This is a genomic window from Leptospira kobayashii (genome assembly GCF_003114835.2).
Lineage (GTDB): Bacteria > Spirochaetota > Leptospiria > Leptospirales > Leptospiraceae > Leptospira_A > Leptospira_A kobayashii.
In genome coordinates this window covers 2,965,848-2,982,444 of the sequence record NZ_AP025028.1, presented here as the reverse complement: position 1 = coordinate 2,982,444, position 16,597 = coordinate 2,965,848, and the positions used below count along the sequence as shown (strand labels likewise).

Below are 16,597 nucleotides of genomic sequence, written 5' to 3'. Positions count from 1 at the left end.
AATACTATGAGAAGAAATATAGTCCATTCCGGAGCAGATGCACTCATTTATGAGATCAGACAAATTGTAGGCATCGCAAAAAATATACAAGACTTAGGCGTCCCGATCACTTGGGAAAATATTGGCGATCCGATCCAAAAGGGTGAAGCCATTGTACCTTGGATGAAAGAAATCGTTCAAGGTCTCGTTCAGGAAAACAAATCTTGGGCCTATACAGCCACACAAGGGGACGAAGGGACAAGAAAGTTCCTCGCGAACAAAGTGAACGAAAGAGGTGGGGCGCAGATCACCCACGATGATATTTTATTTTTTAACGGACTGGGCGATGCAGTAGCAAAGATCTTCGGATTTATGCGAAGGGAAGCGCGAATTCTCGGACCATCTCCTGCGTATTCCACTTTATCTTCCGCCGAAGCTGCTCATTCCGGATACGAACACCTAACATACAAATTGAATCCTGATAACGAATGGATACCCGATCTGGAAGACATTGAAAACAAAGTGAAATACAATGATTCCATTGCAGGGATACTTCTGATCAATCCTGACAATCCTACGGGTGCGGTTTATCCGAAGGAAATGATTCATGAGATCGTAAAGATCTGTGAAAAATACGATATCATTCTAATTTGCGACGAAACGTACGCGCATGTGAATTATTCCGAAGGCGGCTCCATTCATCTTTCCGAAGTGATCGGGGATAAGGTTTGCGGGTTTTCTCTTCGTTCCATTTCCAAGGAATTTCCTTGGCCGGGAGCGCGATGCGGTTGGCTTGAAATTTTCAACCGAAAGAACGATCCCGTTTTTGACAGATACATTAAATCTTTGTTAGATGCAAAAATGTTGGAAGTTTGTTCCACGACTCTTCCTCAGTTGTCCATCCCCAGAGTCTATTCTCATCCAGAGTTTATTCCTCATTTGAAACGAAGGAATGAAAAGTTTAAAAAGCGGGCGGAAAAAGCGACCAGGGCCTTTGATGGAATAGCAGGCGTGAAAGTAGTACAACCTAAGGGAGCATTTTACCTAACGGTTCTTTTTGAAGAAGGCGCTTTAAAAGAAAATATGTTCTTGCCGATAACGAATGTTAAGGTAAAGGAATATGTCGAGCCTCTTCTTTCCAAGGCAGCTTTGGATCGCAGGTTTGTATTGCATCTGCTCGCATCGGTTGGAATTTGCGTAGTGCCTTTGAGTTCTTTCTGCTGTTCTTTGAACGGTTTCAGAGTCACCTTACTGGAAGAAGACGATTCTAAATTCGATTGGATTTATAAGACACTCGCCGAATCAATTAGCCAATACCTAAGGTCTTGATGGCTTCGGATTCCAGATATCGGATCGGATTATTTGATTCGGGCCTAGGTGGACTTTCTGTTTTAAGTTCGCTTTGGAGGGAATTGGGAAATGTCGACTTTGTTTATTATGCCGATTTGCAGAATAGTCCTTATGGTCCTTTGTCCAAAGAAAAGGTTCTTGAGTTATCTGAGAATGCATTTCAGTATTTGATCACTAAAGATTGTCAGGCGGTGCTGTTTGCTTGTAATACTGCAACTTCGGCCGCCGCAGACTTTCTTCGGGAGACTCATAAGATTCCTATCTTTGGAATGGAGCCTGCAATCAAACCGGCTTCTCTTTCCCATCCTGACAAACCGGTCGCTATTTTTGCAACCGAGCTGACATTGAAAGAGGAAAAATTCAAAAATCTTGTGGCTACTTTACCCAAACAGAACGATTACATTGCTGTTCCTTGCGAAGGTCTTGCCAAGTTGATTGATGAAGGTTCGTTTGATAGAGCATGGAATTTTCTGAATGAAAAAATCCAATCCGTTATAAACAAAACCGATGTTTTCGTTTTGGGATGCACTCATTATGTTTTTTTAAAAGAACGTATTTTAGGACATTATCCGAATGTATCCGTATATGACGGAAATTCGGGGACTGCCATTCATATCAAAAATGTTCTGGGGTTGAATTCGAAAGGACGGAATCATCTGGAGATTTTTCTGAATACTTCGGATGAAAAATGCATCCAAACAACCGATCTGATCGTAAACAAATTCGCTGAAAATTCTAAAATTGCACTCATTGATTTAAAAGGAAGTGAAAGACATGTCTGATTCAAATCCCATCTCATACAAAGATTCCGGTGTTGATACCGAAAAGGGACAAGAGTTTGTCCAAAGAATCAAACAAAACGTTGCTTCCACACATAACAAAAATGTTCTGGGTGGGCTTGGCGGATTTGCCGCATGTTATGATGTTAGTTTTTTAAAAAATTACAATCAACCGATTTTACTCTCCGGCACGGACGGAGTGGGAACCAAATTGGAAATCGCAAGGCAGCTCGATAAACACAACACAGTCGGTATTGATTTGGTAGCGATGTGCGTGAACGATATATTGGTGAATGGAGGGAAACCTCTTTTTTTCCAAGACTATATCGCATGTGGAAAATTGAACGTGCAAAAAATGGAACAGATCGTTTCGGGAATTGTGGAAGGATGCAAACTTGCGGACTGTTCTCTGGTCGGAGGAGAAACTGCGGAACACCCGGGGCTTATGGATCCGGAAGAATACGATTTGGCCGGATTCGTAGTAGGTGCCGTGGAAAAATCCAAAATGATAGACGGAGCATCCATTAAAAAAGGGGATTCGATCATCGGGTTGCCTTCCAGTGGACCGCATAGCAACGGTTTTTCGCTTATTCGAAAACTACTTCTACCGAACGGAAAACTGCCGACTGGTTCCTCCGAATTGGAATTTATCGAAAAGCATGTTTTTATTCCCACAAAGATCTACGTGAAGTTGATTTTGGAACTAATCGAAAAAGTCTCCGTTAAAGGAATGGTTCATATCACCGGAGGCGGGTTTTATGAAAATATTCCCAGAGTATTGCCTAAAGGACTCGGAGCACAAATCACAAAATCGAACATACCTTCTTCCTATGTATTTGAAAAATTGAAAACGGATCATAAACTGAAAGAAGAAGATATGTTTGCCACTTTCAATATGGGAGTAGGTTATATTTTGGTCGTAGATCCGAAAGAGGAATCGAATTTACTCTCCCAGTTACAGGAATTAGGTGAGTCCGGAGTCAAAATCGGCGAAGTGGACGAAAGCGCGAAGATTCATTTTAGATAGGAAATTGTACTAGAAATTTTGTCCCTGTTTCCTTTGATTCAAAGGAAACTAGTCCGTGATGATGTTTTACAATCTCCTTAATCAAATAAAGTCCGAGTCCTACGCCATCCCCTGCTTCTTTCGTTGAGAAGAATGGTTGGAATATTTTTGATCGGTTTTCTTCACTGATGCCTATGCCGGTATCTTCTATCGATACTTCGATAAAATTGCCCGTAACTCCGGTCTTAAGGGTAAGAGTCCCATGGTAATTCATCGCTTGGAGACCGTTCAGAATGAAATTGGACCACATTTGAATCAAATCTGACGGGTAACAATGGAGATGTCCATCAAACTCGAATTTGGTGACTAAGGTTACTGTTTTTGCAAAATGGTCTTTATAAAGGTTCAGTGCGGAATAAATAGTATCTTCCAGCTTATAGGGTATTAATGCGCTATCGGATTGAATTCCTGCAAAGTTTTTTAAGGCGTATGTGATTCGGGAAAGGCGTTTGGTAGCGGAAAAAATATGATTCATTGATCCGTTGATCACCAAAATCCTTCTCAATTGATTATAAGTTTCAGGATTATCACAACCGTATATCAAATCCAGGTTATCATTACTGATATCTACTACTCCTGCATCCGTTAAAAGTTCCGCATAAGCTTCTGCAAGTTTGATCCCCCTTGTTTCCAGTTTTGCTTTCAAATCTTTTCGCAATTTTCGATTCTTAATTCCGGTCGTTAAACCTATGTTAATGTTTGTTAACTTTGTCAACTCTAGGATGTTATCTTCTATGACTTGTCTGTTTTTGGAGCTATAGTCGTCTTCCCATTCCCTATGTAATGTTTCAGTGGAAGCTTGTATCGCTCCTATAGGGTTATTGATTTCATGAGACAGACCTGCGATCAATTGACCGAGGGAAGCAAGCTTTTCGGAGTGGATCAGTTTTTCCTGTGTTTTACTTAGATTTTCCAAAGCATTGTTTAGGTCTGAATTTTTATTTTGTAACTCAAGTGTTCTTTCCAGGATTTTATTTTCCAAAGATTTATTGAGTTCGTTCAATTCTATTTCAGCTTTTCGTTTTAAAGTCTGGTCGATACCGATCCAGATGATTTTGATGATTTCTCCCGTTCTGTCTTTGATCGTGCCAAGCCTCCATTCCAAGAATCTGATTTGATTGTCTTTGGAAATACAACGAAGAGTAATACTTTCCGTAATGTATTGAAAATCCGAAATGTCTTCGATTAAGTCCTGCAGAGCTTTTCTATCGGTAGCAAGCAGCATAATATCGTAAATAAATTTTCCTATCGCTTCTTCCCGACTAATCCCCATTAAATCTTCGGCGGAAGAATTGAAATTTTCAATCAAACCTTGTTTGGAAGTGATAATCAAAAGACTGGCAGCATTTTCAAATACGGTCAAGTTCAGGTTTTTCTCCATGGCTAGTGACTTTTCCGCGTTTTTTGTTTCGGTAACATTCAAGGCCACTCCATCAATGGAGATCGGATGTCCGCTTTCATCGGAAACTGTGGTAGTGTAATGTTCGGTCCAAAGTATTTTTCCGTTTTTATGAACCCATCTTAATAAAATTGGAGAGGTTCCTTCAAAGAAGAGTGCGAATTTTGCTTTGTCCCTATGGAAAATGATCTTTTCCAAAATTTCCTTATCTTCGTAAAATTCCTGAATACTGTAACCGGTCAAGTTTGCCGCTTGCGAGTTCACGTAATCAAAGTGAGGCGATGGATCGAGTCGGATGCTGTAGAGTATTGCGGGAGTTTGATTGTTTAAAATCAAAAGACGGAGATTGATCTCTTTTATTTTTTTTTGAACCGATTCCAATTCTTCGTTGGACTCGATTAATTTTTTTTGATGAATCAGCTGAAAAATGATAATGATCCCCACCCCTAGCGCAAATACAAGGGTTCCGTTGATTAGATATCCCCAAGGTTTTAAGGAATCAATGCCCAATGTGATCGGATAATTTAGTCTGTGAATTGCAATGATCCATGCAATACAAGCAATGACTTTTTTTAAGTTAGGTGAAAATTCGGGATGGAAAAAGAAACCGAGTCCTATCAGAAAAAATCCTACAGCTGTGACGATTACATTCGGTATTGCCAGATAAGGCGGTCCGATTTGAAGGAAATAGAGTATCAGAATGGAGGCGGTTCCGGATGCAAACAGAAGTAACAAATACCTCGATCTGATTTTTTTTTTAGACAATTTGAAGTAACTATGAATCAAAAAACATCCGGACAAGAGACTTAAAATTTCCGCTATGGGAAATAGAATCGGAGTCTTCCATATTTCATCAAAGAGAAGACAAAAGAATCTCAGTTCTAAAATAAAAAAAGCAATCGAAATGGATCTCAGTCCGAAAGAAAAATCTTTTTTTGTAGAGATATAAAATAATGCAGATGTAATAATAAAGTTGAATAGAACGGCCCAGACTAAAACGAAAGTTTGGTTATCCATCATAATCCAACTAAAGGAATTCTAAGTAAGCTTTTGAATCAATTTGATCAGAGACTCATTGGCGAACGGTTTGATCAACCAACCAATAGCTCCCGCTTCCTGTCCCTTCTTTTTCATCTCTTCGCTTGATTCCGTTGTTAACATTACTATTTTCATATTTTTCCCATTCGCAGTTTCCAGAACTTTTTTCGTGAGTTCGATTCCCGTCATTCCGGGCATGTTCACGTCGAAGATTCCGATATCAAAAGCTTCATTCTCTATTTTTGCCAATGCGTCGTTTCCGTTTGATGCGGAGGTCACGTCATGTCCTTCCGTTGTCAAAACCAGATTCAAAATCTTTAATACGACCGGCGCATCATCCACTGTTAGTATTTTTGCCATAAAATAACTCCTGATTTATCTCTTTAAAGGAAAACGTAAGGTAAGACAAACTTCACTTGCTTTATTTTCGCGTATATTATTTTCAATTGTATAGATTTCAATATTCGCATTATGTTGTTCCATGATTTTTCGAACCAAGGACAAACCCAGTCCGAATCGAAATTGTTCGTATTTTGCATAATTATCATCTACAACGGAAGAAATCCGATAAAACGGTTCGAAAACCAATTGCTCGTGTTTCCCCGTAACACCTACGGAATGGTCCGAATTTTCATAAGCGGGATTTAGTATTTTCAATTCTAGAAAATTTTCCTTTAGAAAAAATATAATGTAAATTGTATCGTTCTCTTTGGAATACTTCATCGCGTTGATGAGTAATTCTCTTACGACATTTTTCATTTTTGCCGTATTGCATCTTAAATTCGAATTGGAAAGTCCGCTGGGTAATCCGCTGACCGAGATTTTTTGATTTTTTAAACTAAGCGCCTCACTCAAATCGGAAACTTCTTCATTTGTTATCTCGAATAAAGTCTGAGGAGGAAGAAAGTCCTCTACGTTTTCAGAATCATCGATGATCGTTTGTGAAACAGTCATACTATCGATCATTCCTCTTGCTGCTTCATAGTTTTCCTGAATGAGCTCGAATAGATTTTTATTTATATTATAAGTGGATGTAGACTCGTCAAATTTTGATTTGCTTAAAAGTACGCTAACTATGCTCATCAGAGTTCCGATTCCGCTTCCCTGGAACAAACTAATATTCATTTGGTGAATGAGATGTCCTGCAATATTGTCGGACTCTTTGCCTGTAAGCGACTTTTTCCAGTCGAATATCTCTATCATTTTTCGAAAGAGGACGTTTTCTCCTTCTTTTACGGTTTCCGCTTTTTGTTTTAGAATGAAAAAATCGAAAGCTCTTTCGACTGCGATTTTAAATTTCCCTTTTTCCACTGGCTTCGGTATGAAATCATATGCGCGATGTTGGTTTAAATATTGGGAAACATTACTCCATATGGATTCGTCGGCAGTAAGTATAATCAGTAGATCCGGATAGTTTTGTTTCAGTTTTCCGAAAAAAGAATCACCTTCGGAAGGGATACTTGTAGATTCGAGGATCAAAATGGAAAAACGTCTTTCCTGTAAAGACGTCCAAAAGGAATGTTCGTCTATCGCATGTTCTGCGGTATAATTTAATTCTTCGATATACTTTAAAATTACTTCTGCGGAGGAACGGGACGGATCGAATATTAACAGATGGGGAATCATAATTGTGCCAAAGCTTTGATTTTTTCTCCGATTTGATCCAGGGGCAATTGGTGATTCACCGCACCGATTTCAAAAGCGACCCTAGGCATTCCGTATACGACACATGTTTCTTTATTTTGACCGACGGTCAAACATCCGCTATTCTTAAGTTTCAAAAGTCCTTTTGCTCCGTCTCCACCCATGCCCGTCAGTATGGCACCTATGGATTGGTCTGCGATCTTTAAAGCTTCCGCCGATTCGAATAAAACATCCACTGACGGCCTATGCCCGTTATATTTTTCAGTCTTTGTCAGTTTTGTAAAATAATCTTTTCCGTTTTTTTGAATCGTTAGATGGAAATCTCCGGGAGCTATCAAAATAGTTCCTGCTTCAATGCGTTCGTTATTTTGCGCTTCCCGAATTTCAAGCCCTAGTTCAGACCTCAATCTTTTTGCAAATAGAAGAGTGAAATTCTCAGGCATATGTTGAACTACTAGGGTTGCGGGCATATGTTCGTTGAAGTTAGAGAGGACCGTACGAAGTGCGTTTGTTCCACCCGTGGATGATCCGATTAGAATGAATTTTTTTTTGTAAGTAGAGATAGATGTTTGCGGTGTCTGTGTCTTGAGTTTTGAAACCGAAGCATTGCGAAAAAAATTCGATTGTGCATTGAAGCCGATTGTTGATTTTAATTTTTCCAACAAATCCGTTTTCGTTTCTTCCAGACTTTCGGGTGTGCCCGATGGTTTTGCCAAAAAGTCGAAGGCCCCGGCTTCCAATGCTTCCAATGTCGTGCCTGCTCCTTCCGTCGTAAGGGAGCTGAACATGATGACCGGCAATGGGTATTGAGGAAGAAGTTTCTTTAAAAATTCGATCCCATCCATTCCGGGCATATGAACGTCCAAAGTCATTGCATCCGGACCAGTTTCCAATATCCGATCTCTCGCCTCAAACGGGTTAGACGCCTCTGCAGCTACTTTCCATTCCGGATCCGATTCGATCCACTTACGTATCATGGAGCGAACAGATTTTTGATCGTCTACAATTAGAACTTTACGAACTGTCATCTTACCCCTCGAAATTCCTGGGAGAAATAATTGGAAATTAATTTTCTAACATCCAATATCAATCCCGCTTGTCCGTTTCCAAGTACAGTACATCCGGCAAGGCCTGAAATGTTTTTGAATATGGAAGAGATCGGTTTGATTACAGTGGATTGGTTACCGATGATCTCGTCGAAAGGAATGCCTATTTTTTTATCTTCGGATTCCACCACCAACACATATGTACTTTTGGAATCGTCCGAATTTCCTAAAGAGGAATCATTGCCAAATAACAAGTCCAAGTCGGCAATCGGAATCATCGCGTCGCGGTAAGGGAACATATGATTGTTTTTGTAAAGTTCGCTGAATTGCGCGTTGGCAATGTAAAAAGTTTCTTTCACATCTACGCAAGGAAGAATGAAAAAACCGTCTCCTTTTCGGACAACCATACCTTCTATAATGGCAAGCGTCAAAGGAACCCGTATTAGAAACGTTGTTCCTTCGCCGAGACTGGAATGAACATCGACAAACCCTTTTAAGGCGGTAACATTTTTTCTAACCACGTCCAAACCGACTCCCCGTCCCGATAGATCTGTCACTTCCGAAGCAGTGGAAAATCCGGGGTGAAATAAAAAATCCCATACTTCCTTATCAGTCAGTTCGTTTGAGCTGTCCCGTAAAAGTCCCAGCCCCTTAGCTTTGCCGATTATTTTTTCTCTATTCAATCCTTTGCCATCATCGGATGCGGAAATCCAAACTTCCTTTCCCGATTGGATTGCTTCCAATTCGATTGTGCCTACGGGATTTTTCCCCGCTTCCTTTCTTTCTTCCGCGGTTTCCAATCCGTGATCGATCGCATTTCTTAAAATATGGACCAAAGGATCGTATATTTCTTCTACGATGGATTTGTCGATTTCCGTATCTTCTCCGATGATTCTCAAATTTACCTGTTTACCGGTTTTTTTTGCGGTGTCGCGAACGAGTCTTTCCATTCTTGAAAATACACCCGCAATAGGAACCATTCGCAAACTCAATGTTACTTCCTGAAGATTACGAACCAGTTTTTTCAAATGCAGAGAGGCTTTGTTGAAATTCTCAAAGGATAAATGTTTTAGGTCGGGGTGGCTTGTAACCATCGGTTCGGCAATTACGATTTCTCCGACCAAATCCAATAAACTGTCCAATTTGTCCGTATCGATCCGTAAATCTTTCTTACCGGCTTTTGCCTGTTTTGCGACGATTGGTCTTTCGGGCTCCTTTTCCTCTTCTTTTTTGAGAGGAAGAAAAATCTCGAATTCAGGTTCCGGTTCTTTCTTCTTTACTTCGGAAAAGATTTCGAATTCTTCTTCTTTAATTGTAGTTAGTTGAAAATCGGTATCTTTGTCTTTTCGGATAAGCTCGTTTTTAAGATTCAATTTTTGCAAATAATCCCAATGATGTTGTTTGTGTAAGTCGCCGTCGGAAGGGTCCGATTCTTCCGTATCGAAAAGCTCCTTTAGAATATCATGGGCCTCGATGAAAAGTTCCAGAGATTCCAAGTCTTGGGATTCGGGATGAACTCTGAGATAATCCAGGAGATTTTCCGCCGCATGTGCAACTTTTACGACTCCAGTGAGTCCGAAAAATCCGGAGCTTCCTTTGATCGTATGAAAATAACGGAACAGGGTGTCCAAAGATTCCCTATCGATGTTCTCCGAGGCATTGGTTAATTTTTCAAATCGCAGAAGCTCGGTTTCTATACCGGTTAAAAGTTCCCGTGCCTCAGAGAGAAACTCTATGACTTCGTTGCGATCCCTTTCCATCTAAGTTCCGAGTGCCCCTGTCTGTCTGACTGCGTGGGATTCTTCGTCTGACAAAAGTTTTGTTAAGTCCACGAGGATCTTGACGTCGTCTCCCACTCTTCCCGTTGCAATGATAAACCTGCTTGCTTCCGAATCTCCTATCTTTGGGGCCGGATCAATATGATCTTTTGGAATTCGGATCACCTCGTTTACTTTATCCACAATGAGTGCGATGATTAGATCTTCCAATTGCACAACAAGAGCACAAGTTCTATCGTGGTAGTCCATCGACTCCATTTGAAACCGCAATCTTACATCCAGTGCCGGGATTACTTTTCCCCTGAGATTGATCACTCCTTTCAGAAAGCTTGCAGTTCCCGGAATCGTCGTGATGGGAGGTAGCGCCACTATCTCCACCAGATAACGGACTTCAAATGCGTAATCCCTATTGTCCAATGAAAAAGTCAGATACAGACCTTCCATTGTGTCTTCATTAGATTCTTCTTCCCAGGTTTTTGTAAAAATTTTAGAATTCACAAAAACGCCTCTCTAGAGTACAATTTGTCCGCGGTCGATTCTGGCCAAAGCGGTGGAAGTATGAGCTTTTAATTTAAAACCCAGAATGACAGAACGCATGATTTCCACCTGGCGTTTTAATGTTTCACTGGATGCTGCGACTTCTTCTGCGGATGCTGCGGTCGTTGAAGTAACGGTAGTAACCTGATCCACTCCTTGCGAGATTTGCATCATAGCTAATTTTTGTTCATTGATTGACACAGATAAATCGGTTGTTAGTTGGTTTACATTCTGGGCGCTCTCGGAAATTTTTGCGAGAACCTCGGCAGTTTTGTCCGTTGCGAGACCGCCTAATTTCACTTTTTTCAAAGAAGTCTCAATCAAAGTAGTGGTCTCATCCGCAGCGTTTGCGCTTTTCTGCGCCAAATTCCTGACCTCATCCGCAACTACGGCAAAACCTTTTCCATGTTGTCCTGCCCGGGCCGCTTCCACGGCGGCATTGAGTGCCAGTATATTGGTTTGAAATGCAATGTCATTTATGACTTTATTGATCTTGGATATTTGTTCGAAAGAGGAGCTGATCTCCTGCATGGCTGTAACCAATTCCGCCATTTTTGCGTTTCCTTCTCTCGCCTGTCCGTTGGTGATCTGAGATAACTGAGTCATACGATCCGCATTCTCCGCGTTAGATATGAAACTATTCCCGATTTCAGTGAGCGTTGCCGAAATTTCTTCCACGGCACTTGCTTGTTCGCTGGCGGCACCAGACAAAGCCGTGCTTGCGTCTGTTAGTTGTTGCGCGCCTAAGTCGACTTCTTGCGAAGAAAAATGAAGTTTTTCGATGATTTCGGAAAGATTGGACACCATCAGTCTCAGGCTTTTTCCAAGTACGTCCTTTTCCGATCTTAAGGAAACATCCATTGTGAGATCACTCATGGAAATGTTTTCCAAAATCCTGGCTCTTTCCTTGATAAATTCCACCAGCTCCGAAAATGCATATGCCAAAACCTTAATTTCATTGTTTTGGGACTGACTCGTAATTTGAGAATCGGTAAGTAACAGTTTGTCGGAAAGTTGAACTGCGAGGTCTCCACTTGATACTTGTTTTGCGATGTTGACGATTTCTTTCATCGGATTTGCGATTGCTGCCGAAAGAAAGAAAGAAATTAAAATAACTGTTGCTATGGCAAGTCCGAGAACGGAAAAAAATAAAAATATCGAATCTTTGTAATCGGCTTCGGACTCTTTATACTCTCTTTCCGCGATGATTAATTGAACACGGATTAAATCATCGATATGATGTGTATAAGGTTCGAATTTAGGATACATTTCTTCCGTTGTAAATTTGTCCAATTCCGACTGGTTTTCCGTTCGAAGGATGTATTCCAATTTTCGAATTCCCTCCTTTAGTAAAGGCAATTCCGGCTCCATCTTTGCGATGATTACTTTTTCCTCCGGAACCAGGTAGGTGAGCATATATTCGTCCCATACCTTGGTCGCTTTTTCTTCCGATTTTGCGATGGATTTTAAACCGTCTTCGAATTTCATCCTTCCGCTTCGCACTTTGTGTGCAACGTCCACGATACCGATCAAATAGGAATCGGAAATATCTTTGAGTTGGCTGATGGGCACAACCCGATCCGCATAAACGGTTTGCAAAGAATGCAAAACTTTTTGGGTGGTCCAAAGAGACATACCGCCGATTAGAATCATTAAAATCAGTGTAGTAAAGAAACCAAGCAACATCCTGGTTCGGATTTTAAGATTGCTAAACCATTTCATATGAATAAGTACCTCACAAAGTTGGAAAGATTCTCTTTATCATTTTTAATTTGTCAAGAAATTAGAAAGGAAATCGGAATTTTTGATTGGGATATGAACTGAAGTTCAGAAAGTATGCGTATAACCAAAGCTAAAGTAAAATAATATCTGGGGGATTTTCTGGAGAGTGTATTTTTCCCGGGCCCATATCTTCGCTACGGAGTCGGCAGCGGCATTCCCGGAAGAAAAAGAGTCGATTGAGTTCAGGATGAAAGTATTGGCAGGGCCGTACATTTTGGACGGATCGGGAACCAGTCCGTCGGAAGAAGTTCTGTTCCAGGTCGCCCGGTTGGGATCTCCCCCTGCATATCCGAATGCATTATTTGTATCCCAGACATAGAGATCCGGGCGATAGACATTGCCTCCCCGGACAAAAAAGTCTCCGAAGAAGAAGGTAAGAGTGCTCGTTATATCCTGGATTCCGTTTCTATTGTCGATTGCGTTATTTCCCATCGCATAACCCACGTTTACGGAAGGATGGATTCTGAAAAATTCATCTTTTCTGAATTCTCTTGCCACGCTGAAAGATATATAATTCCTACCTGCCATGTATCCTCCGTTTTCCGTAGAATATTGCGTGAAAAAAGAGAGAGTAGGTTCGTAGTCTTTCAAAAAAGGAAATTTCCAAACAATAAAATATTCATGCCAGGAAAGCCTTGTGATCGCGTTGGAATTATTCGCATTGAATGTATTTGGTGAATACGGGAGCCCTGTTCCTCCGGAGGCATACGGGTTGGGGGTTTGAATCGGTGCTGCCAACGCGAATGCGGGGGATTTGTGAAATGTGTTGTAAAACCAGATCCCTCCGGAGAAACTCCCCAATTTGGTCGGATCAAAATGGTAAGCAAAGACTACGAACAATCCGTCGGAACGCCTCATTCCGTTCGGTTCCTGTTTCTGATTCACATCTCTCCCGGGAACTCTGCTTCCGCATTGGGCGAGGTCACCGCTTGCGTTCGTTAGCTGGCTTTGCATTGCTTGTGCACAAGCGTCCTGATTGTAAGGATCCCAATATTTCGATTCTTCACTTATGTAAGATGGGCCGACTCCCCCCGATGTGGATTGAAATAATCTTTTGTCCGAATCCTTGTCGCCGCGATCGGTTAATTGGAAATTTCCGAATAATTGGATTTGAAAGGTTTTTTCAGGAGAGAATATATTGATAGTAGGTTGTAGTGCGGGTGCGTAGGTGAGAGAGGAATAGGACTCTCCGTTTCTTCTTCGCAAATTTTCTCCGGCAAGGGAAATCCCTCTCCAGAGGAAGTCGGAAACGATTTCCGCGGAAGCTTCAACGGTTACTTTTTTTGGTTCCTTTTCTTTGTCCGTTTCACCAAATACGGGATAGGTGAATGTACTGTATAATAGAACAAAACCCGGAAAAAGGGACTTTCGCATAGGAGAGCAAGCCTAAATGAATACGGAATTCTGGCAAGTAATCTATTCTTTTGTGTTTAGAATTTTGTCAAAAAATTTCCTGGATTGTTCGCCTTCGTCTCTTAAAATTCCGTTTCTGAAAATAATCGATTTTGCATTCGGTTCGGTAAGTTGAACTTCATACGGTCTACCCTGCAAAACCATATGGACATAGGAAACAAACGCTTCTGCGTACGAATCGTCCGCATTGGTAGCTGCATACAAAGTGACAAACGGCAAGTCGTGAAGTTTTTTGTAAAGGTTCAATCCTTCCGGGATCAGGTTGATTTTTTCTTTACCGTAGAATTTTATTTTTTTTCTTTCGGTAAAATCGTCTTCGTCGAATTCCGAGACGGATTCTCCGATCCAGATTCCTTTGAAAAAAGGCAAATTTCTATAATCCCGCTTCGTTTCGCTGTAATCGGGTGCATGGGATTCTACAGTGGCAAGTATATGTCCGAATTCATGCAGGAGTATGAATTCGAGAGCGGCAACGTCAGTGTTGTTTTCTTCCTTCTCCAAAATCACACGGATCTGTTTTCCTTCCGGTTCCGTGAAAACAGATTTTTCTTTGAAGGTTGCCCAATCATTTGCAGTTCGATTTAAAAAATCGGTATCTAAAAATACAATCCCTCCTATAGGTTCCTTGTTGTATCGTATAATTCCTGTTACACCTGTGGTCCCTAGGTTTTTTACAAAGTAGATTCCGTACAAGTAGCGATCCATCAGAACCGAAACTTTTTCCGGAAGACTTTTATGTATTAATGCGAGTTTTGCTGCAAACAATTCTTCCTTGTCGGATTTTTCCGGGATTTCCTCATACCCGTCGATTTTGTTCAGACTGACCAAGGTTTGGGTGTGGACTTTGTCCAAAGTTCTGACTCTGGCGTCCCAAGTCGGTGCCAAAGGAAAAGAAAGGGAACTTCGCTGCAACCCAGGGTCATTCAAGCTCCAGTCGGCATAAGGATTGAGATCGAAGTGGGGAGGATGGGGCTTGCATTGGAAACCGGTGAGACAGATTCCGATTAGAATGGATTTAAAAATATTTTTCATATGGATCGATTCACCTGAAATACCGAAAATTCTAACATATGGCACGGCTGGTTTTCCTAAGTTTTTTACTTTTTCTGCCGGTTCTTTCCCAATCGAACCCTTGGAACCGGCTGCCGACTACCAGGGTGCTTTCCCGAAAAGAGGTGAGCCATATCGTGCTGGAAGCAAGAACGGATCATTTCCGGGTGACTCTTCTTGTCTCGGAGAGATTTCCTTACAACTACAAAGCGAGTTCCCATCCGTTTTTCTTTCGAATGGAAGATGAGAAAAAAGCTCTCGAACTTGCGAATACATTGGACAATTACCTTGACTCTGGAAAGGCTTTCACCATAACCCTAATCGGTTCGGAAATTCGTAGCTTGCTGTGGGGAGAACCATAATTGTCTCAGACTTTTTTTCGTTATTTTCACGATCTATTCAAACAGCCGAGTCAATCCGATACGCAAGTGTTCCAGTTAGTAGAGCTGAAGTATGATAGGGTTTATATTCTATACGCATTTTTAATTCATTTCAGTACTTATTTTTTACTTATCCTTCCTCCGTTTTTTTCGTTTATCCCGGATATGCTCCCTTATCTTTTCGGGATCACAATCGCTAGACTTGTTTTGCTTTCGCAAAACTATGCGAAGACAAACAAACTGGGATTTATCATTTTTTTCAGCGGGTTTGTTTCCGACGCGTTGCTTTATGCGGCTGTATGTTCCGCATTAGTTCGCGCCCCCAGTTTGGAAAATTTTTATCTCTCTAACGCCTATTTGATGGCAATGAGTGTTCCCGTTTTGCTTTATAGTTTGCGTCTGGATCGTTTGAGTTGTATTTACGGGGGAGTGTATTTTGTATTCTTTCATTTGGTGTATATTTATTTTATACCGGCAAACATAGTCGAGTCGACTTCTCTTCTCTCACGGGTCTTTCCTATTTTTATTTTTACCGGATCTGCGTTAATAGGAAGCGTTTTTATTTTAAACAAAAGAAAGAACATCTCAGACTTATACAAGTTATCCGAAGAAAGAAGATACATGCAGCAGGAGTTGGAACTTGCAAAAAAAGTACAAGATGCACTCTTTCCCAAAGATCTGAAAATCCCCGGCATCAAATACAAATACTATAGAAAAAATCCGAATCTGATCGGAGGTGACTTTTTCGATTTTGTACAACTCCGGGAAGGAAACGTTGGAGTGTTTCTGACCGATGTTGCGGGACATGGAATTTCTTCCGCGATGGTTGCCTCTATTATGAAGGTTTTGGTTTCTACGATTCCTTATCGTTTCAAACTTTCTCCCGGCAAATTATTGGAATACCTGGATGAAAGATTGGCCAAAGATCTGAACAAATACCATGCATCTGCAGTGTATCTGTTTTTTGATTTTGTAGAAAAAAGATTAAATATAGGAAACGCAGGACATCCTTATCTGATCCACGCACCAAAGGCGGATCTTTTTTCCGAGATTGAAACCAACGGCGCCATCCTGGGGTTCAATATCCGTTCTCCCATCGTTCAGGAAAAATTACTGAGCTTTGCATCGGGAGACAGGTTTGTGATTTATACGGACGGTTTGATTGAGTCCGTGACTTCGCGCGGGGAAGAATTAGGAGCGGAGGGTTTTTTGCAAATCCTCAATAAAAACCGAGCTTTGACCGAACTACACGAATTGGAAGATGCAATTTTACAGGAACTGAAATCGGAATTTGGAATTGAAGCATTTGCCGATGATACTATGTTTTTATTATTAGAAGTAGATTAAACAAACGGA

14 protein-coding genes are annotated in these 16,597 nt (G+C 41.0%); 5 read left to right on the top strand and 9 right to left on the bottom strand.

Annotated features, from left to right (window positions below; all coding sequences use genetic code 11):
- Positions 1-6: 6 nt before the first annotated feature.
- The 3 genes from DI077_RS13355 to purM are packed head-to-tail and all read left to right on the top strand — an operon-like array spanning position 7 to position 3,135.
- Positions 7-1,308 carry a pyridoxal phosphate-dependent aminotransferase gene (locus tag DI077_RS13355; RefSeq protein ID WP_109020362.1) on the top strand — a complete coding sequence of 434 codons (1,302 nt, stop codon included), beginning with the start codon at positions 7-9 and terminating at the stop codon, positions 1,306-1,308.
- Positions 1,308-2,111, top strand: coding sequence for a glutamate racemase (gene murI / locus DI077_RS13350; protein ID WP_109020361.1), 804 nt, complete (start codon positions 1,308-1,310; stop codon positions 2,109-2,111). Before DI077_RS13355 ends, murI begins: the two co-directional genes overlap by 1 nt.
- Positions 2,104-3,135 (top strand): phosphoribosylformylglycinamidine cyclo-ligase, encoded by a 1,032-nt coding sequence (purM, locus tag DI077_RS13345; protein ID WP_109020360.1) that lies wholly within the window; start codon positions 2,104-2,106, stop codon positions 3,133-3,135. The genes murI and purM overlap by 8 nt, the downstream gene beginning before the upstream one ends.
- Here the strand turns inward: purM and DI077_RS19770 are convergent.
- The 9 genes from DI077_RS19770 to DI077_RS13290 all read right to left on the bottom strand — a co-directional run bounded on the left by DI077_RS19770 (position 3,128) and on the right by DI077_RS13290 (position 14,843).
- On the bottom strand, positions 3,128-5,593 hold the full coding sequence (locus DI077_RS19770) for a PAS domain-containing sensor histidine kinase (RefSeq protein WP_109020359.1): 2,466 nt from the start codon (positions 5,591-5,593) through the stop codon (positions 3,128-3,130). The two genes, purM and DI077_RS19770, sit on opposite strands and share 8 nt — an antisense overlap.
- 18 nt (positions 5,594-5,611) lie before the next feature.
- Positions 5,612-5,971, bottom strand: coding sequence for a response regulator (locus tag DI077_RS13325; protein WP_109020358.1), 360 nt, complete (start codon positions 5,969-5,971; stop codon positions 5,612-5,614).
- 15 nt (positions 5,972-5,986) lie between these two features.
- Entirely contained in the window at positions 5,987-7,237 is a 1,251-nt protein-coding gene (locus tag DI077_RS13320; protein ID WP_109020357.1) for a hybrid sensor histidine kinase/response regulator, read from the bottom strand.
- A complete protein-coding gene (locus DI077_RS13315) occupies positions 7,234-8,283 on the bottom strand; it encodes a protein-glutamate methylesterase/protein-glutamine glutaminase (RefSeq protein WP_109020356.1) in 1,050 nt (349 codons plus the stop codon). The genes DI077_RS13320 and DI077_RS13315 overlap by 4 nt, the downstream gene beginning before the upstream one ends.
- Positions 8,280-10,061 (bottom strand): chemotaxis protein CheA, encoded by a 1,782-nt coding sequence (locus DI077_RS13310; protein ID WP_109020355.1) that lies wholly within the window; start codon positions 10,059-10,061, stop codon positions 8,280-8,282. The genes DI077_RS13315 and DI077_RS13310 overlap by 4 nt, the downstream gene beginning before the upstream one ends.
- Positions 10,062-10,523, bottom strand: coding sequence for a chemotaxis protein CheW (locus tag DI077_RS13305; protein WP_109020583.1), 462 nt, complete (start codon positions 10,521-10,523; stop codon positions 10,062-10,064).
- A 66-nt stretch (positions 10,524-10,589) separates the two neighbouring features.
- On the bottom strand, positions 10,590-12,338 hold the full coding sequence (locus tag DI077_RS13300) for a HAMP domain-containing methyl-accepting chemotaxis protein (RefSeq protein WP_109020354.1): 1,749 nt from the start codon (positions 12,336-12,338) through the stop codon (positions 10,590-10,592).
- A gap of 105 nt (positions 12,339-12,443) precedes the next feature.
- A complete protein-coding gene (locus tag DI077_RS13295; protein ID WP_109020353.1) occupies positions 12,444-13,772 on the bottom strand; it encodes a hypothetical protein in 1,329 nt (442 codons plus the stop codon).
- A gap of 42 nt (positions 13,773-13,814) precedes the next feature.
- Positions 13,815-14,843 carry a hypothetical protein gene (locus DI077_RS13290; RefSeq protein ID WP_135354880.1) on the bottom strand — a complete coding sequence of 343 codons (1,029 nt, stop codon included), beginning with the start codon at positions 14,841-14,843 and terminating at the stop codon, positions 13,815-13,817.
- Positions 14,844-14,881: 38 nt separating this feature from the next.
- Between DI077_RS13290 and DI077_RS13285 the strand changes: the two genes are divergently transcribed.
- Both DI077_RS13285 and DI077_RS13280 read left to right on the top strand, forming a co-directional pair.
- Positions 14,882-15,223 (top strand): hypothetical protein, encoded by a 342-nt coding sequence (locus DI077_RS13285; protein ID WP_109020351.1) that lies wholly within the window; start codon positions 14,882-14,884, stop codon positions 15,221-15,223.
- Entirely contained in the window at positions 15,224-16,588 is a 1,365-nt protein-coding gene (locus DI077_RS13280) for a PP2C family protein-serine/threonine phosphatase (protein ID WP_109020350.1), read from the top strand.
- The last annotated feature ends 9 nt before the right edge of the window (positions 16,589-16,597 follow it).

Excerpts from the sequence above, each read along its gene's own strand:
- DI077_RS19770 (WP_109020359.1), bottom strand. The coding sequence starts at position 5,593 with ATGATGGATAACCAAACTTTCGTTTTAGTCTGGGCCGTTCTATTCAAC.
- DI077_RS13305 (WP_109020583.1), bottom strand. The coding sequence starts at position 10,523 with ATGGAAGGTCTGTATCTGACTTTTTCATTGGACAATAGGGATTACGCA.
- DI077_RS13320 (WP_109020357.1), bottom strand. The coding sequence starts at position 7,237 with ATGATTCCCCATCTGTTAATATTCGATCCGTCCCGTTCCTCCGCAGAA.
- DI077_RS13295 (WP_109020353.1), bottom strand. The coding sequence starts at position 13,772 with ATGCGAAAGTCCCTTTTTCCGGGTTTTGTTCTATTATACAGTACATTC.
- DI077_RS13315 (WP_109020356.1), bottom strand. The coding sequence starts at position 8,283 with ATGACAGTTCGTAAAGTTCTAATTGTAGACGATCAAAAATCTGTTCGC.
- DI077_RS13300 (WP_109020354.1), bottom strand. The coding sequence starts at position 12,338 with ATGAAATGGTTTAGCAATCTTAAAATCCGAACCAGGATGTTGCTTGGT.
- DI077_RS13325 (WP_109020358.1), bottom strand. The coding sequence starts at position 5,971 with ATGGCAAAAATACTAACAGTGGATGATGCGCCGGTCGTATTAAAGATT.
- DI077_RS13285 (WP_109020351.1), top strand. The coding sequence starts at position 14,882 with ATGGCACGGCTGGTTTTCCTAAGTTTTTTACTTTTTCTGCCGGTTCTT.
- purM (WP_109020360.1), top strand. The coding sequence starts at position 2,104 with ATGTCTGATTCAAATCCCATCTCATACAAAGATTCCGGTGTTGATACC.
- DI077_RS13310 (WP_109020355.1), bottom strand. The coding sequence starts at position 10,061 with ATGGAAAGGGATCGCAACGAAGTCATAGAGTTTCTCTCTGAGGCACGG.
- DI077_RS13290 (WP_135354880.1), bottom strand. The coding sequence starts at position 14,843 with ATGAAAAATATTTTTAAATCCATTCTAATCGGAATCTGTCTCACCGGT.
- murI (WP_109020361.1), top strand. The coding sequence starts at position 1,308 with ATGGCTTCGGATTCCAGATATCGGATCGGATTATTTGATTCGGGCCTA.
- DI077_RS13355 (WP_109020362.1), top strand. The coding sequence starts at position 7 with ATGAGAAGAAATATAGTCCATTCCGGAGCAGATGCACTCATTTATGAG.